Consider the following 25,012-nt stretch of genomic DNA (forward strand, 5'->3'; position numbering starts at 1 on the left):
GGGACAACACCTTACGCCACTCGGAGGGACTTCAGCACATCAAGCGACCAGGTGGCTCCCACCTCCGGAGATCCGGCCGCGTGCCAGCCCAGGAGGGCCGCGCCGAGCATGCTCGCGTTGACCCCCAGGGCGGCCGGATGGAGGGGCGGGGCCTTGCGGAAGGTCAGGCGCCGCTGGAGGCGGTCGGCCAGCGGGTCGGACAGAAGGCGGCCCGCTTCGGCCAGGCCGCCGCCCAAAACGATCGCGGAGGGGTCCAGGAGGAGCGTGTAGGTGGCCAGGGCGAGGGAGAGCGCCTCGGTCGCGTCGTGCCACACCGCGGCGGCCACGAGGTCGCCGGAGGCGGTCAGGGCGGCCACCCGTTCGGCCATGGTGGGCGAGCCGGCCCTGGCGGAGTAGCGGCGGGCCACGGCCGAGGCTGAGGCGTAGGTCTCCAGGCAGCCGATCTGGCCGCAGGCGCAGGGCTCGCCGTCGGGGAAGACCGGGATGTGGCCGATCTCGCCACCCCATCCGGCGCTCCCGCCGTACGGCTCACCGCGCAGGATCACGGCGCCCGCGATACCCGTGCCGATGGACAGGAAGAGAAAGTCGGAGATCTCCCGTCCCGCGCCGAGAACGCTCTCGGCGAGACCGCCGGCGCGCACGTCGTGGCCGAGCATGACGGGCACGTTCAGCGGGACGAGGTCTCCTGCCGGGACGTCGTGCCAGCCGATGTTGGCGGAGTAGAGCGCCGTGTCCGCGGTGACCAGGCCGGGAACGGCGAGGCCGACGCCCGCTGGGGCATCGCCGCCTGCGGCGGCGAGGTTCCCGACGAAGGACCTGATGGCCTCGATGACGGCGGCGGGGCCCTGCTCGCGAGGGGTCCTGCGACGGCCGGTGAGGACGATCTCCCCCGAGCGGGTGACGAGGCCGCCCTTCATGGAGGTGCCACCGACGTCGAGGGCCACAACGAAGGAGCTCATGCAGGCGTCCAGCGGGTCGAAGGGGCGAGGCCGAGTCCGGCCTTAACCCACGACGGTATCGCCGTTTCCCCACAAGTGATGATAAATGCGGTTAAAGCAGATTTATAGGCACTAATGAACTCGGCCCAGTACCCGGTTCAGCGCCGCCTCGACCTCGTCCGCCAGGCCGGGGGCGCAGGATGCGGCCGGTCGCCCGCCACCCCGGGCCGGCCGTACCGAGCCGCAGGACCGGCACTCCACCTCGCCGAGCCGGCAGATGAGGGCCACGGAGCCGCACGAGGTGCACGTGTCGAGGTCGAGGCCGTGGATACGCTCGCAGTCCGGGCAGATCAGCACCTGGGCCTCCCGGCACACGCCGCGTCTCCACGGGCTGACGCCCCGGATCGGGTCGGTCTGCCTGGCCCCGCAGGAGAAGCAGGGCATGATCGCCTCCGAGAGGTCGGGACCGGCGGACACCTCGTGAGCGCCCGCCGGATCGCCACTTAGGAAAGTTCGGCGAGGACCTTGCGGTACTCGGCGATGTCGCGCGCCTGCGAGATGGGGTTCACCACACTCCAGCGGATCACGCCCTCGCCGTCGATGACGAAGGTACCGCGGGTGGCGATGCCCTTCTCCTCGTCGAACACGCCGTACGCACGGGCGACCTGCCCGTGCGGCCAGAAGTCGGAGAGCAACGGGAAGGTGTAACCCTCCCGGTCCGCCCAGGCGCGATGGGTGAACATCGAGTCGACCGAGACGGTGACCACCTGGACGTCGTCGGACGCGGTGGCGATGAACTCGTCGCGGATAGCGCAGAGCTCACCGTGGCAGACGCCGCTGAAGGCGAGAGGGTAGAAGATCAGCACGATCTTTTTACCCCGGTAGTCCGAAAGCTTGACCGGAGTGCCGTGCTGGTCCTTCAGCTCGAACTCCGGAGCCGGGGAACCCACCTCGACCGCCATGTCCACAGGTCCTTTCATCGGATGATGTGCAAGACCGTCATCCTGCCGTACGGCTCATCCGAGCCGTACGGCAGGGCGGAGACCTACCGGCGTGCCCTGGGCGTGGCCAGCCTCGTTCCCGACCAGTCGGGGGCAGCACTGATGCTGCTGGTCTGCGAGAGACCCGCCGTTGTGGCGTCTTCCCCGATGTCGCTGGGCTCCACGTGGCCCTCGCGACCGGCCTTGGGAGTGAGCAGCCAGATCTGGCCGCCGTCACTCAGGTTGGTCACCACGCCGCTCAGGGCGTCGAACAGATCGCCGTCACCGTCGCGCCACCACAGCAGCACGACGTCGACGACGTCCTCGAAGTCTTCATCGACCAGTTCGTTACCGGTCAGCTCCTCGATGGAGTCGCGCAGATCCTCGTCGGCGTCCTCGTCCCAGCCGACCTCCTGCACCACCTGACCCGGTTTGAGGCCGAGTCGTTCGGCCAGGCCGCGTTCGCCCTGCGCCTGACCCGCGGTCGCGCTCACGTTTGTCCCTCCTGCTTGATTGGCCCCGCAGTCACACGGTGCTCAAAGTGCTTCGGCACAGTCCACACGCTGTGACCCTCGGTCGTCAACGGTCGCCACGGCAACGACTGGGCTACGTATGAATTAGTCCGACAAAAATGACAAACGGACCTGGCGTTCCCGATTGTCGATGTTGAGATCCACCACGGCGATGGACTGCCAGGTGCCCAGCGCGAGCCGTCCGGCGAGAACCGGGACGGTGGCGTACGGCGGAACGAGAGCAGGCATGACATGCGACCGTCCATGCCCTCTGGATCCGTGCGCATGCTTCCATCTCCCATCGGCCGGAAGAAGGTCCTCCAGGGCCGCGAGCAGGTCGTCGTCGCTGCCCGAGCCGAGCTCGATCAGCGCGATCCCCGCGGTCGCGTGCGGTACGAAGACGTGCAGCAGCCCGTCTCCCCCGCAGGACCGGACGAAGCTCTCGCACTCGGAGGTGATGTCGTGCACCCGCTCACGGGCCCCCGTTACCACCTCGATCGTCTGAGATCTCACATACCGATCCTACGATCCATGCTGAGCTGCGACGACGATCGAGACCCGTTCGGGACGCGCCGAGGGGGCGCGGGTATCCTTTTCGCCCCGCCGGAGATGGGACCGGGGAGTGCCGGAAAAGAGAACCTCGGGTTCCCGGCGATCCCCCCTCCGATCGACCGAGCCCCCATGTAGTCTTTAATGATAATTCGTCCTACCATCGGTGGTTTAGGCCACTTGTGTGCCCCTGCCAGCAGGGACTTCCTGGTTACCGGTCAGTAGAGATGCACTTTCCGGGGTAAGCGACCAGGATGGAAGGCGACCTACCCCAGACAAAAGTCCATCCTCGGAAGGCGAGACCCAGTGGCTTCCGGACGCCAGCGTTTCTCGGTCATCAGCGACGGCCTACCCAGTCAGCTCCCTGATGTCGATCCCAGCGAGACCCAGGAGTGGCTCGAGTCGCTCGACAACGTCATCAAGACGGAAGGTCGCACTCGGGCCCGTTATTTGATGCTTCGCCTACTGGAACGGGCCCGCGAACACCAGGTCGGGGTGCCCGGTCTGCGTAGTACGGACTACATCAACACCATCCCGCCGGAGCGAGAGCCCTGGTTCCCCGGCGACGAGTACGTCGAGCGCCGGATCCGCGCGTACATCCGGTGGAACGCGGCCGTCATGGTGACCCGCGCCAACGCCCGCACCAACGTCGGCGGGCACATCGCCACCTACGCGTCGGCGGCATCGCTCTACGAGGTGGGCTTCAACCACTTCTTCCGCGGCAAGGATCACGGCGAGTCCGGCGATCAGGTCTTCATCCAGGGCCACGCGGCGCCGGGCATCTACGCCCGCGCGTTCCTGGAGGGCCGCCTCAACGAGGCGCAGCTCGACGCCTTCCGGCAGGAGCTCTCGCACGGTTTCAAGGGCCTGCCCTCCTATCCGCACCCGCGCCTGATGCCGGACTTCTGGGAGTTTCCCACGGTCTCCATGGGACTGGGCCCGATCGGGGCGATCTACCAGGCCAGGTTCAACCGCTACCTGCTGAACAGGAAGATCAAGGACACCAGCCGCAGTCACGTCTGGTGCTACCTCGGCGACGGCGAGATGGACGAGCCGGAGTCGCTCGGCGCGATCGGCCTGGCCGCCCGCGAGGAGCTCGACAACCTCACCTTCGTCATCAACTGCAACCTGCAGCGCCTGGACGGCCCGGTCCGCGGCAACGGCAAGATCATCCAGGAGCTGGAGTCCTACTTCCGGGGCGCCGGCTGGAATGTCATCAAGGTCGTGTGGGGCCGTGACTGGGACCCGCTGCTGGCCGCGGACGTCGACGGCGTGCTGGTCAACAAGATGAACACCGTCCCCGACGGGCAGTTCCAGACCTACTCCGTCGAGAGCGGCGAGTACATCCGCGAGGACTTCTTCGGCGACGACCCCCGGCTGCGCCGGATGGTCGAGCACCTGTCCGACGAGGAGATCCGCAAGCTGTCACGCGGCGGTCACGACTACCGCAAGGTCTACGCGGCCTACAAGGCGGCACGCGAGCACGTCGGCCAGCCGACGGTCATCCTCGCCCAGACCATCAAGGGCTGGACGCTGGGCAAGGACTTCGAGGCGCGCAACGCGACGCACCAGATGAAGAAGATGTCCAAGGCCGACCTGAAGGAGTTCCGCGACCGGCTCTACCTGCCGATCCCGGACTCCGCGCTCGAAGGCGACCTGCCGCCCTACTTCCACCCGGGTGAGAACGACCCGGAGATCGAATACATGAAGGAGCGCCGCGCGGCCCTGGGCGGCTTCCTGCCCAAGCGCGTGACGCGCGCCAAGCCGATCACGTTGCCGGGCGACGCGGCCTACGCGCAGCTCAAGAAGGGCTCCGGCAAGCAGAACGTCGCCACCACCATGGCGTTCGTCCGGCTGCTCAAGGACCTCATCCGGGACAAGGAGATCGGCCACCGGTTCGTGCCGATCATCCCGGACGAGGCACGCACCTTCGGTCTCGACGCGATCTTCCCGACCGCCAAGATCTACTCGCCGCACGGCCAGACCTACGACGCCGTGGACCGCGAACTGCTGCTCTCCTACAAGGAGTCGACCGAGGGTCAGATCCTGCACGAGGGCATCAGCGAGTCCGGTTCGATGGCCTCGACGATCGCGGTGGGCTCGTCGTACGCCACGCACGGCGAGCACATGATCCCGATCTACATCTTCTACTCGATGTTCGGCTGGCAGCGCACCGCCGACCAGATGTGGCAACTCGCCGACCAGATGGGCCGGGGCTTCCTGCTCGGCGCCACCGCCGGCCGTACCACGCTGAACGGCGAGGGCCTGCAGCACGAGGACGGTCACACCCCGCTGACCGCCTCGACGAACCCGGCCGCGGTGTCCTACGACCCGTCGTGGGGCTTCGAGCTGGCCCACATCGTCCAGGACGGCCTGCGGAGGATGTACGGCGAGCAGCCGGAGAACGTCTTCTACTATCTGACCGTCTACAACGAGCCCTATCCGCAGCCGGCCGAGCCCGCCGGCCTGGATGTGGCGGGCCTGCTCAAGGGTCTGTACCGGTTCGCCCCGGCTCCGGCGGTACCCGGCCCCAAGGCCAACATCCTGGCCTCCGGCGTGGCCGGTCCGTGGGCCGTGGAGGCCCAGCGGATGCTGGCCGAGGAGTGGGGCGTGGCGGCCGAGGTCTGGTCGGCCACCTCCTGGACGGAACTGCGCCGCGAGGCGCTGGCCGTCGAGGAGCACAACCTGCTCAACCCCGACTCCGAGCAGCGCGTGCCGTATGTGACCCAGGCGCTGTCCACGGTCGAGGGACCGTTCGTGGGCGTCAGCGACTACATGCGCGCGGTGCAGGACCAGATCGCCCAGTGGGTTCCGGGTGACTGGACCTCGCTCGGCACCGACGGCTTCGGCCTGTCGGACACCCGGTCGGCGCTGCGCCGCCACTTCCACGTGGACGCGGCCTCGATCACCCTGGCCGTGCTCACCCAGCTGGTCAAGCGTGACGAGCTCGACGCGAAGGTGCTGCACGAGGCCATCGCGAAGTACCACCTGAAGAACGGCGTGACCGAGGCCGGTGGCGTCGAGAGCAACGACACCCAGTCCATGGGACTGTGATGTGATCACTGCCGGGCGGGTCCTTCTACGGAGGGCCTCGCCCGGTTAGTGTGGAATCGCTTCCCCCGCCGAACGATTCGAGGGGGGCGCTTCATGCGAAGAATCCTGACGGCCGTCGCCGTGACGACGATCCTTTCCACCGCGCTGGCCGCCTGCGGGAGCAGGAACGGGCCTGGCGGGTACGGTGCCGTGGCGGGCACCTCCGAACCGAGTTCCGCACCGGGCGTGTCCACGTCGCCGGGTGTCTCCACGTCGCAGGGGAGTCCGGGTCCGATCGCCTGGGGCCCGTGCACCGACCTCAGACGCCCGGACGGGGCGACCCCCAAGTCCAACCCCAGGTTGCAGTGCGGAAGGTTGAAGGTTCCGCTCGACTACGCCAGGCCTGACGGCGAGACGCTGGACATGGCGGTGGTCCGGATCCGGGCCGCCGAGCCCGGCAAGCGGATCGGTTCCCTGGTGTTCAACTTCGGCGGTCCCGGCGCGTCCGGTGTCAACACCCTGCCCCAGGCGGCCAAGATCTTCGGCACCCTGAACACCCGCTACGACCTGGTCAGCTTCGACCCCCGCGGGGTGGAGCGCAGCGACGGCGTCAAGTGCGGCACCACCAAGGACCTGGAGCGGTTCCTCGCCATGGACACCCAGGCCACCGACGACGCCGAGCGCGCCGAGCAGGAGAAGACCATCAAGGACTTCGCGAGCTCCTGCGGGCAGACCTCCGGCCGGATCCTTCCCCACGTCGGCACGGTCAACGCCGCCCGCGACATGGACCGGCTCCGCGAGGCGCTGGACGACAGGCGCCTCAACTACTTCGGCATCTCGTACGGCACGCACCTCGGCGCGGTGTACGCGACCCGGTTCCCCCAGAACGTGGGCCGCTTCGTACTGGACGCCCCGGTGGACCCGAGCCTCACCCTGGAGCGGCGCACGCTGGCCCAGGCGGCCGGGTTTCAGCAGGCGTACGAGTCCTTCCTGAAGGACTGCGTCAGCGGTCCGGGCCAGTGCGAGGTCGGCGCGGACGCGACCATCGCGAACAAGAACGTCGACAACTTCCTGACCGACCTGAAGAGCAGCCCGCTCCCGATCGACGACCGCACGCTCACCCAGGGGCTGGCCGGGACGGGCATCGCCGCCGCGCTGTACTCGGAGCTGACCTGGCCGCTGCTGGAACAGGGGCTGAGGCGGGGATTCAAGGGCGACGGCCGGATCCTGATGGCGCTGGCCGACAGCTACAACGGCCGGATGCCCAACGGGTCCTACTCGACCCTGATGAGCAGCTTCCCGGCCATCAGCTGCGTGGACACCGCCGAACGGCCGTCCCGCGAGCAGCTGGCCAGGACCGAGGCCACCGCGCTGAAGATCTCCCCGCTGTTCGGCAGCGCGGGGATGGGCGCCATCTGCACGGTGTGGCCGGTTCCGGGCAGCGACGAGGCCAAGAAGGTGAACGCCACCGGCTCGGCGCCGATCGTGGTCATCGGCGGCAAGGGCGACCCGGCCACGCCGTACCAGTGGGCGCCGAGCCTGACCTCCCAGCTCAGGACCGGTGTGCTGGTCACCTACAAGGGCGAGGGCCACGGCGCCTACCTGTCCGGCGACCCGTGTGTCAAGAAGCTCACGGACGGCTATCTGCTCGACGGGAAGGTGCCCGCGACCGGCACCGTCTGCCCCTCGCCGTGACCCCGCCCCGCCCGTGCCGCGTGTGAGAGCGCGCGGCGAAGCCGTCGTCGGGGCGCCGCGAGACCCCCCACCCGGTCTCCGCGGCGGGCGGGCCGTACCTCACCGGGTCACTCCGCCGGGCTCGCCGGGGAGAGCCGGCCCGGCGGGGGTTCCGGCGAGGTCTCCTCGCTCTCCTCGGCCCAGCCGATGCGGTCGAGCCGGAAGACGCGGGTGTCCCGCCGGAGGCGGCACATGGCCACGAGATACCAGTGGCCGCCGTAGCCGCCCGCGAAGACGGCCGGCTCCACCTCGCGGACGGTGGCCCGGCCCTTTTGGTCGGTGTATCCGATCCTGAGCACCCGCCGGTGCAGCAGCGCCCGCTCGATCGTCCTCGACACCCGCGGGTAGGGCTCCGGCTCGGCGACCGGGTGAACGCGCGCGGTCAGATCCCCGGTCACGGCCCCCCGGGCCGGGGGCATCGCGGTCATCAGCTTGCGCAGGGCGCTGCGGGCGTGGGGGTCGCTCCCCGCGTGACCGAGCGCCTCGGTGATCGCGACCGCCTCGGCCGGGGTGAAGGTGAGCGGGGGCGGGGACGTGCCCCTGTCGAGAACATAGCCGCCACGCCGACCCGGCTCGGCGTGGATCGGCACCCCGGACCGCTGGAGGGCGGAGACGTCACGCTCCACCGTGCGGACGCTCACCTCGAACCTGAGGGCCAGCTCGCGGGCCGGACGGGGGCGGGGCGAGACGGCGCGAAGCTCCTCGACCAGGGCGTAAAGCCGATCGGTACGGTTCACACCCGTGACGTTACGCGCCGGCGCCGACAGTTTCCCCGCCACCGCCCTCACCCGGCAGACGACCGTATTCATCACGAAAAAGCCGACAATATCCACCACAAGAAGGAGTTGAACCGACAAAACAGCATCGATACCCTGTGGCGACACATCTCATTGGAGCCCGATGGCCGCAAGCCCGAAACACCCCCTGGCAGCAGGCCAGAACCTCCCCGGCAAGCCCGCGCCCAAGTCCTCGGGCACGAAGGCGTCCAAGGTCATCACCCTCACCGGCATCGGGGTCGTCTCCCTGTTCCTCATCGGCTACTGCGCGGCCCAGGACGACTACGAGGAGGTCGGCGCCGACTGCGTGGACCTCGACAGCCGCCAGGCGGACGGTTCCTACGCGGTCGTCGACGACGACCACTGCGACTCCCCCGGCTATCGCGGCTCGCACGGAGCCTACGGCTGGTACTACGGAGGCGCGAGGTCCGGGGCCCGGATCATTCGGGGCACCACGGTGCGCCCCTCGGACGTCCAGATCACCACCCGCAAGGGCACCGTGATCCAGCGCGGCGGCTTCGGAGGGCGCGGCGGCTGGGGCAGCGGGAGCTGAGCCCGGACCGATGAGACGCGAGACCTCGCTCCCCCGCGAAGGCTGGGAGGGCATCATCGAGGGCCACGGCCTGGTCTATCACCGCTCCGCCCACCCGGACGGCCTCGACCGCCCCTACTGGGACGAGACCGCGCAGTACGTCTTCTCGATGGAGGAGGTCCTCGCCCTGGAGGAACAGGTCGAGGAGCTGCACCGGATGTGCCTGCACGCGGTGGAACACGTCGTGGAGCACAACCGCTACGCCGACTTCGCCGTGCCGGCGTGGGTGGCGCCGGAGATCGCCGCCTCCTGGCGGCGCGGCGACCCCCACCTGTTCGGCCGGTTCGACCTGCGCTACGACGGGACGGGCCCCGCCAAACTGCTGGAGTACAACGCCGACACCCCGACCAGCCTGCTGGAGAGCTCGGTCGTGCAGTGGTTCTGGCTGCGCGACCGTTACCCGGGAGACGACCAGTGGAACTCCATCCACGAGCGGCTGATCGACCGGTGGCGGCAGCTGGCGACCGGCCTGCCCAGCGGACCGGCGCACTTCGCCTGGACCATGATGGACGAGACCGGCGAGGAGGCGATGACGCTCGCCTACCTCCAGGAGACCGCGGGACAGGCCGGGCTGAACACCGTCGCCGTGGCCATGGAGGACATCGGCTGGGACGGCCTCAACCTGCGGTTCGTGGACACCGAACGCCGGGTGATCCGCTCTCTGTGCAAGCTGTACCCCTGGGAGTGGGCGATCGCCGACCCCTTCGGGGCCCAGGCCGTACGCCACCAGGTCTCCATGACCTGGATCGAGCCGCTGTGGAAGATGCTGCTGTCCAACAAGGCGCTGCTCGCGGTGCTGTGGGAGCTGTATCCCGGCCATCCGAACCTGCTGCCCGCCTATCTCGACGGCCCCCGTGACCTGTCCTCCCACATCGCCAAACCGCTGCTGGGCCGGGAGGGCGCGAACATGCGGATCGTCACCCCGGGCGACCGTGTCGAGACCCCCGGGGGCTACGGCGCCGAGGGTTACGTCTACCAGGAGTTCCAGGCGCTGCCGGTCTTCGACGGCTGGCGTCCCGTGCTCGGCGCCTGGATCGTCCACGACGAGGCGGCCGGGGTCGGCATCCGCGAGACCTCGGGGTTCATCACCGACGACACGTCGTCCTTCGTCCCGCACCGCATCGAGCTCTGACCCCGGAAAGAGAACACCATGACCCCCACCCCCCAGCCGCTTCCGCTCGCCGCCGACGCCGCGGTGACCTCGCTCGCCGAGATCCTCGGCCGCGGCGCGCTCGCCGTCGTCTCCTACGCCGCGCTCGGCGTGATCCTGATGATCATCGGGTTCTACGTGATCGACCTGGCCATCCCCGGCAAGCTGAGCCGGCTGATCAAGATTGACCGCAACCCCAACGCCACGATGCTCACCGGCTCCGGCCTGACCGCCGTCGGACTGATCGTCGCGGCCTCCATCTGGTCCTCGGGCGGGGCGCTGCACGAGGGCCTGCTCGCGACCCTGGTCTTCGGCCTGGTCGGCATCGCCGTGCAGACCGTGGCGATGGTCGTCTTCGACAGGGTCGTCGGAATCACGGTCCGGGACCTGGTCGAGGAGACCGACCTCCAGCCCGGCACCCGGCTCCTCGCGGTCACCCACGTGGTCATCGGCCTGATCACCGCCGTTGCCGTCATCTGACCCGGCCACAGGGCGATCCCGCAGGTCCTCGCCGTGGCCGGCCCCGCGGCCCCGCGGCATGACCCGCGGTGGCCGGCGCATCCCACGCGACCTGGCACCCTTAGTGACGTGAGGGAGCGGAACGAGCGAGCCGGCAGACAGAGCGACGTCGTGACCCGGGCCACCGGAGAGGACGCCGACGCGGATCGGACACGGCACGACACCACGCGCAGGCTCGAACGGGCCATGGGCGCGCTGGGGACGGCCGCCATGTCCCGGATGGACGAGCGGCTGATGTGGTTCCGTGCCCTGTCCGCCGAGGACAGGTCCTGGGTCGGGCTGGTGGCCCAAGCGGGGATCGCCGCGTTCGTGGAGTGGTTCCAGCACGCCGGGGAGGGCCGTCCGACACCGAGCATCGAGTTCTTCGGCACCGCGCCCCGGGAGCTGAAGCGGTCGATCTCGTTGCAGCAGACCGTGGACATCGTCCGGATCGTGGTCGAGGTGGTGGAGGCGCAGACCGGGGAGCTGGCGGCGCCAGGCGGGGAGGATCAGCTCCAGCAGGCGATGCTCCGCTACACCCGCGACGTGGCGTTCGCCGCCGCCCAGGTCTACGCCCGGGAGGCGGAGGCCCGCGGGTCCTGGGACGCGCGGCTGGAGGCGCTGATCGTGGACGCGCTGGTCCGGGGCGAGGTCGACGACGGCCTGCACTCGTGGGCCGCCGCGCTGGGCTGGACCTCCTCCCCCATCGTGGTGCTGGCCGGGCAGACACCCGACGACGACCCGCAGGCGGTGATCGACGGGCTGCGCGACCGGGGACGCAGGTCGGGGCTGGACATGCTGGCCGGGGTCCAGGGGGACCGGCTGATCGTGATCGTGGGCGGCGCCGACAGCGTCGGGGCCGCGGCCAAGCACGTGGTACCGCGCTTCGGGCCCGGCCCCATCGTGATCGGGCCGGAGGTGAACGACCTGCAGGCGGCCGCGAGTTCGGCGCGGGCGGCGATCGCCGGGCTGCGGGCCGCCGCCGGATGGCCGGACGCGCCCCGGCCGGTCCACGCCGAGGACCTGCTGGCCGAGCGGGCCATCGACGGCGACGCCGACGCCAGGAGCCAGCTGATCGAGAACGTCTACGTGCCGCTGACCGGCACGCCGCTCCTCGACACCCTGGCGACCTATCTTGAGCAGGGCACATCGCTGGAGGCCACGGCCCGGCTGCTGTTCGTGCACCCCAACACCGTGCGTTACCGGCTGCGTAAGATCACCGAGCTGACGGGGTACCAGCCGACCGAGGGCCGTTCCGCCTTCACCCTGCAGGTCGGGCTTATTTTGGGCCGCCTGTCGGAAACAGCCGGAACATAGTGGTTATTACTTAACCTCACTGAAATGCCCGTTGTAGGCTTCCTACAAGATACTGAGCACAAAGTTCGTCAGGATCCCTATCCGTGTATCGAACCTCTACAGGGCAGGCTGGATTTCGTGCTCGTACTCGTCGCGCCGGGCCAAGGCGCCCAGACTCCAGGTTTCCTGACCCCCTGGCTTGAGATACCCGGTCTGGCGGACCGCCTGTCCGCGTGGTCCGACGTGGTCGGCCTCGATCTGATCGCCTACGGCACCACCGCGGGCGCGGACGAGATCCGCGACACCGCGGTGGCGCAGCCACTCCTCGTGTCCGCCGGGCTGGCCGTCGCCGAGGTCCTCGGGGCCCGTCCCGACGTCGTCGCCGGGCACAGCGTCGGCGAACTGACCGCCGCGGCCCTGGCCGGAGTGCTGACCGTCGAGCAGGCCCTGACCCTCGTCCGCGAGCGCGGCCTGGCCATGGCCAAGGCCGCCGCGGCCACCGAGACCGGCATGCTCGCCGTCCTCGGCGGCGTCGAGGAGGACGTGCTCGCCGCCCTCGGCAGGCACGGCCTCACCCCGGCCAACATCAACGGCGCGGGGCAGATCGTGGCCGGCGGCACACCGGCGCAGCTTGAGGCGTTCAAGGCCGACCCTCCGGCACGGGCCAGGCTGATCCCGCTCTCGGTGGCCGGCGCCTTCCACACCGTGCACATGGCCTCGGCGGTCGACCGCATGCGCGAGGCCGCCACAGCCGTAACCCCCGCCGACCCGGCCGTCACCCTGCTGTCCAACCGCGACGGCGCGGTGGTCGCCGACGGCGCCGAGTTCGTGGGGCGCCTGGTCGACCAGGTCGCCAATCCGGTCCGCTGGGACGCCTGCATGGCCACCATGTCCGGCCTGGGGGTCACCACGATGATCGAGCTGCTTCCCGGCGGCACGCTGACCGGTCTGGCCAGGCGTGCGCTGCGCGGGGTGACGACCGTCGCCCTGAAGACCCCCGACGACCTGGACGCGGCGCGAGAGGCTCTCAAGTGAAGGTGCAGCAGGGCGCCCCCGGCGCGAGAATCCTGGCTTTCGGCCACTACCAGCCCTCCAACGTGGTCACCAACGACGACCTGTCGGCGACCATGGAGACCAACGACGAGTGGATCCAGAGCCGGGTCGGCATCAAGGAGCGCCGGATCGCCCTGGCAGGCGAGTCCGAGATCGACCTGGCCGTGCAGGCGGGCGGCAAGGCCCTCGCCGCCAGCGGGCTGGCGGCCTCCGACATCGACCTGGTGATCGTCGCCACCTGCACGCTGGAGACGCAGATCCCCAACGCGGCCGGCCGGGTGGCCGTCCGGCTGGGCATCGACGCCCCCGGCGCGTTCGACGTGAACACCGCCTGCTCCGGCTTCTGCTACGCCCTGGCCGTCGCCAACGACGCCGTCCGCGCGGGCTCGGCCACCAACGTGCTGGTCATCGGCACCGAAAAACTCTCCCAGTGGATCGACTGGACCGACCGGGCCACCGCCGTGATCTTCGCCGACGGCGCGGGCGCCGCGGTCGTCGGCCCGTCGGACACCCCCGGCATCGGCCCGGTGGTCTGGGGCAGCGCCGGCGACAAGTCCGACGCCATCATCATCAGGGACCGCGACTCCTTCCTGCACCAGGAGGGGCAGGCCGTGTTCCGCTGGGCCACCACGGCCCTGCACCCGGTGGCCAAGGAGATCTGCGAGCGTGCCGGGGTGGACCCCGCCGACCTCGCGGCCTTCGTCCCCCACCAGGCCAACCTGCGCATCATCGAGACCATCGCCCGCAAGATCGGCGCCGGCAACGCCGTCGTCGCCAAGGACATCGTGCTGGCCGGCAACACCTCGGCGGCCTCGATCCCGCTGGCCCTGTCCCGGATGATCGAACGCGGCGAGGTCCAGTCGGGCGGGCTCGCCCTGCTGCTGGGTTTCGGCGCCGGACTGACCTACGCCGGTCAGGTCGTCGAAATCCCCTGAAACTTGTACGGCTACGCCGTGCAAAACCCCAAAGAACACCGACTCCATCACCGAATCCAAGGAGAACACCCGACATGGCCCTGACCGAGCAGGAGATCCTCGCTGGTATCGGCAAGATCATCAACGAGATCACCGGCATTCCGGCCGCCGAGGTCAGCCCGGAGAAGAACTTCGTGGACGACCTCGACATCGACTCGCTGTCCATGGTCGAGATCGCCGTCGCCGCCCAGGACGAGTTCGGCGTCGAGATCCCCGACGAGCAGCTCAAGCACCTCAAGACCGTCAAGGACGTCATCAATTTCATCCAGAACTAGAACCGGCTGAGAACCGTCCGGATTTGACCCGCGAGTCACAAGGAGCGCAGAACGTGAACACAGGCCAGGTACGTGTCGTCGTCACCGGGCTCGGCGCGACAACGCCCCTCGGTGGGGACGTCGCCTCGACCTGGTCGGCGCTCCTCGCCGGTCAGTCCGGGGTCCGCAGCCTCACCGAGGACTGGGTCGACTCCGTCCCGGTGAAGTTCGCGGCCGTGGCCGCCGTGGACCCGACCGAGGTACTCCCCCGGCCGGAGGCACGGCGGCTGGATCGGGCCGAGCAGTTCGCACTGGTCGCCGCCCGCGAGGCGTGGGCGCACGCCGCGATCGAGAAGGTCGATCCCGAACGCCTCGGCGTGGTCGTGGGCAGCGGCATCGGCGGCATCACCACGATCCTCGCCGCCTACGACACCTTCAAGGAGAAGGGCTGGCAGCGGCTCTCGCCGTACACCGTGCCCATGCTGATGCCGAACGGCGCCGCGGGGTGGATCGGCATCGAGGTCGGCGCCCGCGCCGGTGTGCACGCCACCGTGAGCGCCTGCGCCACCGGCGCCGAGTCGATCGGCTACGCCATCGAGATGATCCGCTCCGGCCGCGCCGACGTGGTCGTGGCCGGCGGCACCGAGGCCGCCATCCACCCGCTGAACATCGGCTCCTTCGCGGCCATGCGCGCCATGTCCTCCCGCAACGACGACCCCGAGCGCGCCTCCCGGCCGTGGGACAAGGCCCGTGACGGGTTCGTGCTCGGCGAGGGCGCGGGCATCGTGGTGCTGGAGTCCGAGGAGCACGCCCTCGCCCGTGGCGCCAAGATCTACGCGGTGGCCGCCGGGGTCGGCTACTCGGCCGACGCCCACCACATCGCCCAGCCCGAGCCGAACGGCGCCGGGGTCATGCTGGCCATGCGCCGTGCCCTGGAGAACTCCGGCCTCACCGGCTCGGACATCAAGCACGTGAACGCGCACGCCACCTCCACCCCGGCCGGCGACGTGGTGGAGACCGTCGCGATCAGGGAGGTCATCGGCGCCCACCCGCTGGTCACCAGCACCAAGTCGATGACCGGCCACCTGCTCGGCGGCGCCGGCGGCATCGAGTCGGTCTTCACGGTTCTCGCACTGCACGAGCGGATCGCCCCCGGCACGATCAACCTCGACGATCTCGACGACGGCGTCGAGGTGGACATCGTGCGCGGCGCGCCGCGCGCGCTGCCCGGCGGTCAGATCTCCGCGATCAACAACTCCTTCGGGTTCGGCGGGCACGACGTCGCCGTGGCCTTCACCAGTATCTGACAGGGAGCCCGTGATGACTGTGCTCGACAACAGAGTGGTGAGCGACGCCTCCGACAAGGAGACCGCCGATCCTCGCGACCCTCGGGTTCGCCTCGCCGCTCTGCTCGACGAGGGGTCGGTCCGGCTGATCTCTCCCGTGGACCGCAGCGGCGTGCTCTCGGCCATGGGCCGGGTGGAGGGTGTGCCGGTCGTGGCGTTCGTCAGCGACGCCCGGGTCCAGGGCGGCGCCATGGGCTCCGAGGGTTGCGAGCACATCGTGCACGCCTACGACGTGGCGGTCCGCGAGCGGGTCCCGATCATCGGTGTGTGGCACTCCGGCGGCGCCCGGCTCGCCGAGGGTGTGGAGTCACTGCACGCGGTCGGCCGTGTCTTCGCCGCGATGACCCGGGCCTCCGGTGTGGTCCCGCAGCTGTCGGTGGTGGTCGGCCCCGCGGCCGGCGGCGCCGCGTACGGCCCCGCGCTGACCGACATCGTGATCCTGGCCGACGAGGGCCGCATCTTCGTCACCGGCCCCGACGTGGTCCGCAGCGTCACCGGCGAGCAGATCGACATGGCCGCCCTCGGCGGCCCCGAGCCGCACAGCAAGCGCAGCGGCGTCGTGCACGTGGTCACCAAGAACGAGACCGACGCCTACCTCCAGACCAGGCGGCTGGCGGTGCTGCTGGGCCACCAGGGCCGGGTCCGCCCCGACGTCGAGGAGGTCGACTTCTCGGGCCTGCTGCCGGAGAACGTTCGCCGCGCCTACGACGTGAAGCCGCTGGTCAAGGGCCTGCTCGATGAGCCGGGCGTCGAACTGCACGCCAAGTGGGCGCCGAACGTCGTCACCACGCTGGGCCGTTTCGGGGGCCGGACCGTCGGTGTGATCGCCAACAACCCGATGCGCCTGGGCGGCTGCCTCGACTCCGCCTCCGCCGAGAAGGCCGCCCGGTTCGTACGCATGTGCGATGCCTTCGGGGTGCCGCTGGTCGTGCTGGTGGACGTCCCCGGCTACCTGCCGGGCGTCGGCCAGGAGCACGACGGCGTGGTCCGTCGCGGCGCCAAGCTGCTGCACGCCTTCGCCGAGGCCTCGGTGCCGCGGATCACCCTGGTGACCCGCAAGGCGTACGGTGGCGCCTACATCGCGATGAACTCCCGGTCGCTGGGCGCCACCAGGGTCTTCGGCTGGCCGACCACCCAGATCGCGGTGATGGGCGCGGTCGCCGCGGTCCGCATCCTCAAACGCCGCGAGCTCGCCGCCGTGCCCGAGGACGAGCGCGCGGCCCTGGAGGCCAAGCTCGCCGAGGAGCACGAGATCCTCGCCGGCGGCCTCCACCGGGCCGTCGAACTCGGCGTGGTGGACGAGGTCATCAAGCCCGAGGAGACCCGCGGAGCCATCGCCAGGGTTCTCGCCCAGGCCACCCCCGCCCGCGGCGCGCACGGCAACATCCCGCTCTGAGCACCTCGCGAAAGCCCCCGACGGCCGCGCCGTCGGGGGCTTTCGCGCTTTTCCGGCACGGTGTCCCCGGTCACACGGCGGCGTGCAGCCAGCGGACCGGGGCGCCCTCTCCCGCGTAGCGGAACGACTCCAGCTCGGCGTCCCACTGCTTGCCGAGCAGGCGGTCCAGCTCCTCCTCCAGCACCACCCGGCCCTGCCGGGCCATCAGCATGGCGGAGCGTAACCGGTCTTCGGGGATCAGGATGTCACCCGTCGCCCCGATCACCGCGGTGAAGGCGCCGAGTGACGGAGTGTAGGCGTGCCGGGCCCCGTCGGCACCCGGCGAGGCGTCCTCGGTGACCTCGAAGCGGATCCGCTGCCAGCCCATCAATGACGAGGTGATGGCGGCCGCGGTCCCCTGACGTGCCTCCCACTCGGCCTGTGCGCGCACGTGGCCGGGCGCGGCGGGCTGTGGAGTCCAGGTCAGGTCTACGGGCACGCCAAGGACACCCGCGACCGCCCATTCAATATGAGGGCACAGCGCAGGCTGAGCTGAGTGGACGTAAAGCACGCCACGAGCAGACACCGGACCTCCCGTTTCGTACGAGGTGCGCCTTCCCCAACGGCCTCGCCAGGATGATCACAGGTGACTGAAGGAGAGACTACCGTCGGTTGTGACGCCGCACCAGAGGGGGGTCATACCGAGAAGTTGCGACGCGCGCACTTGACTACGGCATCCTCTGAAAGGAAAACACGTATCGACCTGGTGATCAACCCCTGGAGGGCTGGATGAACGCCGACATCAAACGGGTGGAGCCCACCGCCGGAGCACCCGCGCTGATCAGGCCCGGCCAGCTGCTGACGGACGCCGCCGGAGCGGCGGTCGCCGCCCGGTGGACCGCCGCCGTGGCCGAGGCCGACGGGATCTTCCGCATCCGGCTCTCGCCCGGCGTGGACGTCTGCGACCTGTCGGCCACGGTGCGTGACCAGGGTCATCCCGCCTCCCCCAACCACGTGCTGGTGGGCCAGCCGCTCTTCTTCGGCGGGCCGGCCTCCCGCCCCTTTCCCGCGCCCGCCTTTCCCCTCCCCGAGGCGGCGGAGTCCGGTGAGGACGCCGTGACGGTGGCGGTGGCGGACACCGGCCTGGCGGCGCACCCCTGGTGGTGCGAGCGCCCGTGGTTCCGGGAGCAGCGGCGTGAGGCCCCCGAACCGCCCGACTCCGACGGCGACGGCAGGCTCGACGTCCAGGCCGGGCACGGCACCTTCGTCACCGGGCTGATCCTGCGGTCGGCTCCCGCGGCGCGGGTGCGCCCGCTCCGGGTGCTGAACGGTCACGGGGTGGGGGACGAGGCGGGGCTGCTGCGCGTCCTGGCCAGGCTCAGGATCGACCCGCCCCAGGTGCTCAACCTCTCCCTGGGCGGGCACACCTACGACGACCGCCCCTCCCCTCTGCTGGAGGCGGCCCTGGCCACCCTGGCGGACACGGCCGTGGTGGCCTGCGCGGGCAACACCGCCTCGGACCGCCCGTTCTGGCCCGCCGCGCTGCCCGGGGTGATCGCCGTCGGCGCGCTGGACGCCGCCGAGAAGGCCAGGGCGCCGTTCTCCGCACACGGTCCGTGGGTGGACGCCTGCGCCGGAGGTGAGTGGACGGCGAGCGCCTTCCTGGAGCACGGAGCGTTCCACGGCTACGCGAGGTGGAGCGGGACCTCCTTCGCCACCGCCGTGGTCAGCGGGGCGATCGCGGAGGCGTGCCGGAGCCGGACGCCCAAGGAGGCCGCGGCCCACGTCCTCGATCCCGTGCGAACACGGCAAATCCCCGATCTGGGGGTCGTCGTGCCCACGCCGAGGTAAAGTCTCGCCCAAAGTACTCGCGCGAACACCCGGTGTGTTCGACGTGGTCCGGAGGCGCCGGTGAGTGACCAGCACACGATCGACGCCGCGCTGGCGGGCGACCAGGCGGCGTGGGACACGCTGGTCTGCCGGTTCTCGGGGCCGCTCTGGTCGATGGTCCGCGCCTACGGCCTGAGCGGCGCGGACGCCGCCGACGCGGTGCAGGGGACGTGGCTGCGGCTGGTCGAGAGCCTGCACACCATCCGCGACCCCGAGCGGATCGGCTCCTGGCTGTTCACCACGGCCAGGCGTGAGGCCGCGCTTCTGAGCAGGCGGAGGCGCGGGGAGCGGCTCGTCGCGGATCCGGCCGACGCCGAGAACACGGGAAACACCGGGCACGCCACAAACGCCGCCTTCGTCCCGGCACCGGCCGCGTACGCCCATCCCGACCCCGCGCTGGCCGTGCTCTCCGCGGACGAGAGCCGCCGGCTGTGGCGGACCGTCGAGACGATGAACGAGCCCTGCCGCTCGCTGTTCCTGCTGATGGCCACGGCTCCCGACGCGGGCGTGCACCAGCTCGCGGGGCGGCTGGGCATGCCCAGCGGCAGTTACGGCCCCACCAGACGACGCTGCCTGAACCGGCTACGCACCATGCTCACCGCCCAGGAGGCGACACCGTGACCCGACGCCCGGCCGCACTCGACGACGAATCCCTGATAGCCGCGCTCCGCCTGGCGGCCGGCCGGGATCCCGTGCCCGTCCACGTCCAGGGTGCCGCCCGGGCGGCCTTCGGCCTGCGGCTGCCCGACGCCGCCACGGCCCTGCCCGTGGCCACACCGGCCCCCCTGGGCGTCCGGTCCGCCGAGGAGGCGCGGCTGCTGCGCTTCAGCGCGGCCGAGGTCACGGTGGAGCTGGAGGTCGCCTCGGTGGACGGCCTGGTAGACCTGGCCGGTCAGGTGTCCCCTCCGCCGGAGGGAGGCACGACGGTGGAGGTGCGCACCCCGCACCTCACCCAGTCGCGTGAGGTCTCGGCGACGGGCCAGTTCGCCGTCACCGGCCTGCCCCCCGGCTGGTTCAGCGTGGTCTGCCGGCGGCCGGAGCATCCACCGGTCGTCACCAGCTGGACCCGGATCCGCCCGTAGGTGATCTCCGACGGCGCACTCGCCGCCGCCGAACGGGCGGTGGACCTCTCCGGCCGCGATCCGGCGCGCGCCCGTGCCCTGGCGAGCAGCCTGCTCCGCTCCGCCCCCGCGACCGGCCCCGGCGGCGAGGCCGCCGCGGTCGCCCATCGGGCGCTCGCACTGGCCGCCCGGGAGCTGGGAGACCTGCCCCTGGCCGAGGAGCACCTGCACCGGGCCGTGGACGTGGCGCTCGCCGCCGGCCTGCCGCACCGGGCCGCGCAGGCCCGGCTGTCGCTGGTCCCCGTCCGCGCCGAACTTGGCCACCCCGGACAGGCCCTGGCCCTCGCCGCGGCCGCCGAACCCCACCTCACCCCGGTCGAGGTGGCCAAGCTGGGTGTCCACAAGGCGGTGGCCCTGGCCAGGCTCGGCCGGTACGCCGAGGCCGTGCAGGAGTGCGACCGCGCGGTGGGCCTGCTCGGCGGCGACACACGCTTTCTGGCCGGGGCGCTGCTGAACCGGGGGCTGGCCCGGACGCTGCTCGGGGAGTTCGAGACAGCCGAGTCCGACCTGACCCGCTGCGCCGAACTGGCCCGGGAGTCGGGCCTGGATCACCTGCTCGCGCTCGCCGAGGGCAACCTGCCGTTCCTGGCCGCGCGGCGCGGGGACCTGGCCGGCGCGTTCAGCGCCTACCGCCGCGCGGAGAGCAGCCTGTTCGGCTGTCCGGAACGGCTGGCCGCGATGCGCTGTGACCTGGCCGAGGCGCTGATCTCGGCCCATCTGCCGGGCGAGGCGCGGGCGCTGCTCGACCGCGCGGTGCCCGAACTGGCCGCGGCGGGCGCGGAGGTGGCCCTGGCCGAGGCGCGGCTCCACCTCGCCAGGGCCGAGTTGCGCACCGGGGACCCTCACCGGGCCCGGCAGAGCGCGCAACGGGCCGCGGCCGATCTGGCGGCCCAGGGCAGGACCGTGCTGGTTCCGCTCGCCACCGAGGTCCTGCTGCGGGCCAGGCTCGCGCTCGGCCCGCCCTGCGGGGAACTGCTCGCCGAGATGCTCTCGTGCGCGGACGCCCTGGACGGCGCGGGCCATCGGGACGTGTCCGGCGGGCTCAGGCTGACCGCCGCCGAGGCGGCGCTCCAGGCGGGCGACCGCGGGACCGCGGAGAAGCAGCTGTCCCGCCTCGCCCGCTCCGGCTCCGGCGTGCTGTCCCGGCAGGCGACGGCGGTGCGGCGGGCGCTGGCCGGAGACCGGCGCGGGGCGTTCGCGACGGTCCTGGCCGGGCTGGCCGAGGTGGGGGCGCGGGCGGCGGCGGTCGAGGACCCCATGGTGCGCGCGCACGCCGTCAGGGCCGGTGAGCCGCTGGCCGGGTTCGGGCTCGCACTGGCGCTGCGGACCGGCCGGGGCCGGACGGTCCTGGCCTGGTCGGAACGGTGGCGGGCGGTGGTGGGAGGCGCCGGGCGGCCCGTCGCCCCCGACCTGGGCGAGCTACGGGCCGCGCTCGGGGACACGGCCCTGGTGGAGTTCGCCCGGCACGGCGACGAACTGGTCGCCGTCGCGATCACCCCGGAGCGCGTGACCCTGCGCCGCCTGGGCTCCTTCGCGACCGCGGCCGAGGCCACGGTCAGGCTCCGGTACGGCCTGCGCAGGACGCACCTGCGCGACGGGAGGTCGCCCGGGGTCGCCGGGGAGGCCACGCTGCTGGAGCGGCTGCTCTTCGGCCCTCTGCGCGGCCGGCTGGGCGACCGCCCTCTGGTGATCGTGCCGACCGGAACCCTCCACACCCTGCCGTGGCCGGTCCTGCCGATGAACGCCGACCGCCCGGTGTCGGTGGCCACCGGCGCCGCCGCCTGGCTGGCCGGATACCGGGCGCGGGCCGTTCGGAACGGCGGGGTGGTGGCGGTGGCCGGTCCCGGGCCGCGGTGCGCCGGGGCCGAGGCGGACATGGTCGGCGCCCTTCACCGGGGGGCGAAGCGGGTCGTGGCGCGCCGGCCCGCGGTGCTGGCGGCGCTGGAGCGGGCCGGGACCGCGCACCTGGCCGCGCACGGGATGTTCTGCCCGCGCAGTCCGCTGCTGTCCAGCATCGACCTCGACGACGGCCCGCTGATGGCCTACGACCTGCTGCGGCTGCGCACCCCGCCGGGGCTGGTGGTGCTGTCGGCCTGCGACGCGGGCATGGCGCACGCTCCGGTCGACGGGGCGCCGCTGGGGCTGGCCGGCACCTTCCTGTCGCTGGGAACGCGGTGCGTGGTGGCGAGCCTGGTGCCGGTGCGCGACGAGGAGACCCTGACGCTCATGACGGCCTTCCACGGCCTGCTGGCCGCCGGCCACCCACCCGCCTCCGCGCTCGTCACGGCGAGCGCGGAGACGGCGGTGGCCGGTTTCGTGTGTTTCGGCTACGGAGGTCAGCCGGTGGCGACCGGCCTGGACGGGTCGGCCACCCAGTTGGACCAGGATCCGACGTAGAGGGCGGCCGGGATGCCGGCCACCGCCAGGGCCAGCACCTCGTGGGCCGCCGTCACACCGGAGCCGCAGTAGGCGCCGACCCGCACCCCGGGGACCGCGCCGAGGGTGTTGAACCTCTCGCGCAGGAAGTCGGGCAGGTGGAAGCGTCCGGCCGGGTCGACGTTGTCACCGGTGGGAGCGCTGACCGCGCCGGGGATGTGCCCGGCCACCGGATCGACCGGCTCGACCTCGCCCCGGTACCGTTCGCCGGCGCGGGCGTCCAGAAGCACCCCGTCGACGGCCAGGTCCCGGGCCTGCCGGGCGTCGAGCACCGGCATCCCGCCCGGCCGCGCGACGAAGTCACCCGGCTGTCTCGCCTGTTCGCCCCCGGCGAGGGGCAGCCCGTCGGAGATCCAGCCGCGCAGGCCGCCGTCCAGGACCCGGACGTCGGGGTGACCGAAGTGGCGCAGCGTCCACCAGGCCCGCGCGGCGGCGGTGGAGTCGGCCTCGTCGTAGACGACGACGGCGCGGGAGCCGGAGACGCCCAGGCGGCGCATCGCGTCCTGGAACGGCCCGGCGGAGGGCAGCGGGTGGCGGCCCTGTGGCCCGGCCGGCGCGGCGAGGTCGGCGTCGAGGTCGCAGAAGACCGCGCCGGGGATGTGCCCCTCGCGGTAGGACTCGACTCCGGGCGGGCCGCCGAGCCGCCAGCGCACGTCCAGGATCGTCGTCTCGGGCAGCGCGGCCAGCTCCGACGGAGTGATCAGCGGGTTCAACGGGTGCTCACCTCCAGTAGAGGAACGTGCTGTTCGGCGGCTGTCAGGGAGCCGTGGGCGCCGGTGAACGACGTCTCGGTCGGCTCCTCGACCGAGGCGACGACCGCGCAGTCGGTGTACGGCACGGCGAGGACGTCGCCGATCCTGGGCAGCCATCCGGAGCGCACCCTCGGCCCGAACCAGCCGGACTCGACGGCCTCCTGCCTGGAGACGACCCACGCCTTTCCGGCGAGGAGGTCGCGCCAGGTGGCGAGCACCGCCTCGGCCGCGCCCGGAACGGCGTAGACGTGCCGGGCCCTGGTCTCGCCGCCGAGCAGGGCGACGCCGGAGCGGAGCGCGGCGACGGTGTCCACGTCGACACGTTCGGTGATGTTGACCATGCCGTGGTCCGCGGTGACGTACATCGCCGAGCCGGGCGGGAGCGTGCCCGCCAGCCGCTCGGCCAGCCGGTCCGCGACGGCGAGCCGTTCGAGCCACTGCGGGCTGCCCCAGCCGAAGCGGTGGCCCGCGGAGTCGAGGTCGCCGTAGTAGACCGTCACGTGGGAGCGGGGCTCGGCCAGCGCCCGGCGCACCCCCTCCACGCGGTCGTCGAGGGTGTCGGCGCCGACGAAGGTCACGCCCCGGTAGACGGCCCGGTTGAACGCGGTGGGCCCGAACTCGGACGGTCCGACGTAGCTGACGGGAACACCGGCCGCCGCGGCGCGCTCGAACACGGTCGGGGTGGGCTGCCACTCGTCGGGGGAGACCGGCGGTCCAGCGGCGGTCCAGCGCAGGCAGTTCAGGAGGTAGCCGGCGCCGGGCACGGCGAGCTGGTAGCCGAGCATGCCGTGCTCACCGGGTGGCAGGCCGGTGCCCAGCGTGCCCAGGCTGGTCGCGGTGGTGGCGGGGAAGCCCGCGGTGAGCACCCCGGCCGGTCTGGCGGACAGGAACGGGGCCGTCTCCGGATGGGCGCGCAGCAACTCGGCGCCCAGGCCGTCGACGATGAACATCAGGACCCGGCCGGCCGGTTCGAGGCCGAGCGGGTTCTCCCCGTCCATCCCGAGCACGGTGAGCAGCGAGGAGGACAGGTCGGCGAGGGAGGCGGTGCCGTACGCCGGGATCAGCGGGGCGGTCATGAGGCGGCGCGGGCGGTGGCCTCCGACAGTGCCTTGGCGAAGGCCAGCACGTGGGAGACGGCCTCGGAACCGTCGGCGGCCTCGCTCACCCGCAGGGAGAGGTCGTCCGCCGTGATGGCGCCGGTGTATCCGTGATCGGCCTCGCAGTTGTCGTCGCCGCAGGTGGCCGGCTCCAGGTCGACGTGGGAGATGGCCCCCCAGCCGATGGTGAGTGTGACCTCCGTGGGTGGCACGCCCGGCACGTAGGAGGCGGGGTCGGGGACGACCCGGGTGACGGCGACCGACTGGATCCTGCTCAGGCGTACAGCCTCGGTGGTGGTGGAGGCGTGTGCCACCGACACCCCCTCCACCGGCGAGTGCTCGTCGGTGTGGCAGACGAGCAGCCGGGTGGGGGAGAGCACCAGCACGGTGACGTGCCTGCGCACCTCCATGGCCGGGTCGAAGGTGGCCTCGTGGTGCACCACGTAGGCGCCCACCTGCTCCTTGCCCAGGGCGGAGTCGACCGCGTCGGCGACCAGGTCGGGGTAGTAGCCGCTGCGATCGATGGCATCGCGCAGGCCGGCGGCCGAGAGTCGGGTTTCCCTCATGGGTCCATCCTGCCCTGTCCGGGGCAGCGCTTTCGCCTGGAGCGCGCGAGGTTCGGCCCTCGGCGAAAAACACAATCCCGACCGAATGCT

At 71.5% G+C, this 25,012-nt stretch carries 25 protein-coding genes; 15 read left to right on the forward strand and 10 right to left on the reverse strand.

Annotated features, from left to right (window positions below; all coding sequences use genetic code 11):
* Positions 1-11: 11 nt before the first annotated feature.
* The 5 genes from ACWEF2_RS10905 to ACWEF2_RS10925 form a co-directional block, all read right to left on the reverse strand.
* Positions 12-959 carry an ROK family protein gene (locus tag ACWEF2_RS10905; RefSeq protein ID WP_453814030.1) on the reverse strand — a complete coding sequence of 316 codons (948 nt, stop codon included), beginning with the start codon at positions 957-959 and terminating at the stop codon, positions 12-14.
* Positions 960-1,070: 111 nt separating this feature from the next.
* Positions 1,071-1,382, reverse strand: coding sequence for a hypothetical protein (locus ACWEF2_RS10910; RefSeq protein WP_453814032.1), 312 nt, complete (start codon positions 1,380-1,382; stop codon positions 1,071-1,073).
* Between the two features lie 59 nt (positions 1,383-1,441).
* Complete coding sequence (locus ACWEF2_RS10915; RefSeq protein WP_453814034.1) at positions 1,442-1,900, reverse strand: peroxiredoxin; 459 nt, start codon at positions 1,898-1,900, stop codon at positions 1,442-1,444.
* 83 nt (positions 1,901-1,983) lie between these two features.
* Positions 1,984-2,412, reverse strand: coding sequence for a DUF3052 domain-containing protein (locus ACWEF2_RS10920; protein ID WP_355596272.1), 429 nt, complete (start codon positions 2,410-2,412; stop codon positions 1,984-1,986).
* Positions 2,413-2,535: 123 nt separating this feature from the next.
* Complete coding sequence (locus tag ACWEF2_RS10925; RefSeq protein ID WP_355596270.1) at positions 2,536-2,943, reverse strand: secondary thiamine-phosphate synthase enzyme YjbQ; 408 nt, start codon at positions 2,941-2,943, stop codon at positions 2,536-2,538.
* Positions 2,944-3,285: 342 nt separating this feature from the next.
* Between ACWEF2_RS10925 and aceE the strand changes: the two genes are divergently transcribed.
* A complete protein-coding gene (aceE, locus tag ACWEF2_RS10930) occupies positions 3,286-6,033 on the forward strand; it encodes a pyruvate dehydrogenase (acetyl-transferring), homodimeric type (protein WP_453814037.1) in 2,748 nt (915 codons plus the stop codon).
* 93 nt (positions 6,034-6,126) lie between these two features.
* A complete protein-coding gene (locus ACWEF2_RS10935) occupies positions 6,127-7,707 on the forward strand; it encodes an alpha/beta hydrolase (protein ID WP_453814039.1) in 1,581 nt (526 codons plus the stop codon).
* 107 nt (positions 7,708-7,814) lie between these two features.
* On the opposite strand, the gene ACWEF2_RS10940 is transcribed toward ACWEF2_RS10935, so the two are convergent.
* Complete coding sequence (locus tag ACWEF2_RS10940) at positions 7,815-8,483, reverse strand: helix-turn-helix transcriptional regulator (protein WP_453814040.1); 669 nt, start codon at positions 8,481-8,483, stop codon at positions 7,815-7,817.
* A gap of 163 nt (positions 8,484-8,646) precedes the next feature.
* Between ACWEF2_RS10940 and ACWEF2_RS10945 the strand changes: the two genes are divergently transcribed.
* The 9 genes from ACWEF2_RS10945 (at position 8,647) to ACWEF2_RS10985 (ending at position 17,081) form a co-directional block, all read left to right on the forward strand.
* Entirely contained in the window at positions 8,647-9,075 is a 429-nt protein-coding gene (locus ACWEF2_RS10945) for a hypothetical protein (RefSeq protein ID WP_453814042.1), read from the forward strand.
* A gap of 10 nt (positions 9,076-9,085) precedes the next feature.
* Positions 9,086-10,246 carry a glutathionylspermidine synthase family protein gene (locus ACWEF2_RS10950; protein WP_453814044.1) on the forward strand — a complete coding sequence of 387 codons (1,161 nt, stop codon included), beginning with the start codon at positions 9,086-9,088 and terminating at the stop codon, positions 10,244-10,246.
* Between the two features lie 18 nt (positions 10,247-10,264).
* Positions 10,265-10,744, forward strand: coding sequence for a DUF350 domain-containing protein (locus ACWEF2_RS10955; RefSeq protein WP_453814046.1), 480 nt, complete (start codon positions 10,265-10,267; stop codon positions 10,742-10,744).
* Between the two features lie 225 nt (positions 10,745-10,969).
* Complete coding sequence (locus ACWEF2_RS10960; RefSeq protein ID WP_453814267.1) at positions 10,970-12,079, forward strand: PucR family transcriptional regulator; 1,110 nt, start codon at positions 10,970-10,972, stop codon at positions 12,077-12,079.
* 117 nt (positions 12,080-12,196) lie between these two features.
* Entirely contained in the window at positions 12,197-13,093 is an 897-nt protein-coding gene (locus tag ACWEF2_RS10965; RefSeq protein ID WP_453814048.1) for an ACP S-malonyltransferase, read from the forward strand.
* On the forward strand, positions 13,090-14,046 hold the full coding sequence (locus tag ACWEF2_RS10970; protein ID WP_453814050.1) for a beta-ketoacyl-ACP synthase III: 957 nt from the start codon (positions 13,090-13,092) through the stop codon (positions 14,044-14,046). The genes ACWEF2_RS10965 and ACWEF2_RS10970 overlap by 4 nt, the downstream gene beginning before the upstream one ends.
* 74 nt (positions 14,047-14,120) lie before the next feature.
* Entirely contained in the window at positions 14,121-14,360 is a 240-nt protein-coding gene (locus ACWEF2_RS10975; protein ID WP_355596254.1) for an acyl carrier protein, read from the forward strand.
* 53 nt (positions 14,361-14,413) lie between these two features.
* Positions 14,414-15,646 carry a beta-ketoacyl-ACP synthase II gene (gene fabF / locus ACWEF2_RS10980; protein WP_355596252.1) on the forward strand — a complete coding sequence of 411 codons (1,233 nt, stop codon included), beginning with the start codon at positions 14,414-14,416 and terminating at the stop codon, positions 15,644-15,646.
* Between the two features lie 13 nt (positions 15,647-15,659).
* Positions 15,660-17,081 (forward strand): acyl-CoA carboxylase subunit beta, encoded by a 1,422-nt coding sequence (locus ACWEF2_RS10985; protein ID WP_453814052.1) that lies wholly within the window; start codon positions 15,660-15,662, stop codon positions 17,079-17,081.
* A gap of 70 nt (positions 17,082-17,151) precedes the next feature.
* Here ACWEF2_RS10985 and ACWEF2_RS10990 read toward each other — a convergent pair whose 3' ends face one another.
* Positions 17,152-17,646 carry a DUF3145 domain-containing protein gene (locus ACWEF2_RS10990; protein WP_355596248.1) on the reverse strand — a complete coding sequence of 165 codons (495 nt, stop codon included), beginning with the start codon at positions 17,644-17,646 and terminating at the stop codon, positions 17,152-17,154.
* Between the two features lie 203 nt (positions 17,647-17,849).
* Here ACWEF2_RS10990 and ACWEF2_RS10995 point away from each other — a divergent pair, with 203 nt between their 5' ends.
* The 4 genes from ACWEF2_RS10995 to ACWEF2_RS11010 are packed head-to-tail and all read left to right on the forward strand — an operon-like array spanning position 17,850 to position 22,468.
* Positions 17,850-18,911 carry a S8 family peptidase gene (locus ACWEF2_RS10995; protein ID WP_453814054.1) on the forward strand — a complete coding sequence of 354 codons (1,062 nt, stop codon included), beginning with the start codon at positions 17,850-17,852 and terminating at the stop codon, positions 18,909-18,911.
* 60 nt (positions 18,912-18,971) lie between these two features.
* Positions 18,972-19,571: an RNA polymerase sigma factor gene (locus tag ACWEF2_RS11000; RefSeq protein ID WP_453814056.1), complete on the forward strand. Its 600-nt coding sequence runs from the start codon at positions 18,972-18,974 to the stop codon at positions 19,569-19,571.
* Entirely contained in the window at positions 19,568-20,032 is a 465-nt protein-coding gene (locus ACWEF2_RS11005; RefSeq protein WP_453814058.1) for a hypothetical protein, read from the forward strand. The genes ACWEF2_RS11000 and ACWEF2_RS11005 overlap by 4 nt, the downstream gene beginning before the upstream one ends.
* On the forward strand, positions 20,033-22,468 hold the full coding sequence (locus ACWEF2_RS11010) for a CHAT domain-containing protein (protein ID WP_453814060.1): 2,436 nt from the start codon (positions 20,033-20,035) through the stop codon (positions 22,466-22,468).
* On the opposite strand, the gene ACWEF2_RS11015 is transcribed toward ACWEF2_RS11010, so the two are convergent.
* From ACWEF2_RS11015 to ACWEF2_RS11025, 3 genes are read right to left on the reverse strand one after another with little or no spacing between them, the layout of a single operon-like run.
* Positions 22,408-23,220: a sulfurtransferase gene (locus ACWEF2_RS11015; RefSeq protein ID WP_453814062.1), complete on the reverse strand. Its 813-nt coding sequence runs from the start codon at positions 23,218-23,220 to the stop codon at positions 22,408-22,410. The two genes, ACWEF2_RS11010 and ACWEF2_RS11015, sit on opposite strands and share 61 nt — an antisense overlap.
* The gene (locus ACWEF2_RS11020; RefSeq protein WP_453814063.1) at positions 23,217-24,335 is read right to left on the reverse strand and encodes an alkaline phosphatase family protein; all 1,119 of its coding nucleotides are present in this window, start codon (positions 24,333-24,335) and stop codon (positions 23,217-23,219) included. The genes ACWEF2_RS11015 and ACWEF2_RS11020 overlap by 4 nt, the downstream gene beginning before the upstream one ends.
* Entirely contained in the window at positions 24,332-24,922 is a 591-nt protein-coding gene (locus ACWEF2_RS11025) for a DUF5998 family protein (RefSeq protein WP_355596234.1), read from the reverse strand. Before ACWEF2_RS11025 ends, ACWEF2_RS11020 begins: the two co-directional genes overlap by 4 nt.
* Positions 24,923-25,012 lie beyond the last annotated feature (90 nt).

The sequence above is a fragment of the Streptosporangium sp. NPDC004631 genome (assembly GCF_053601935.1).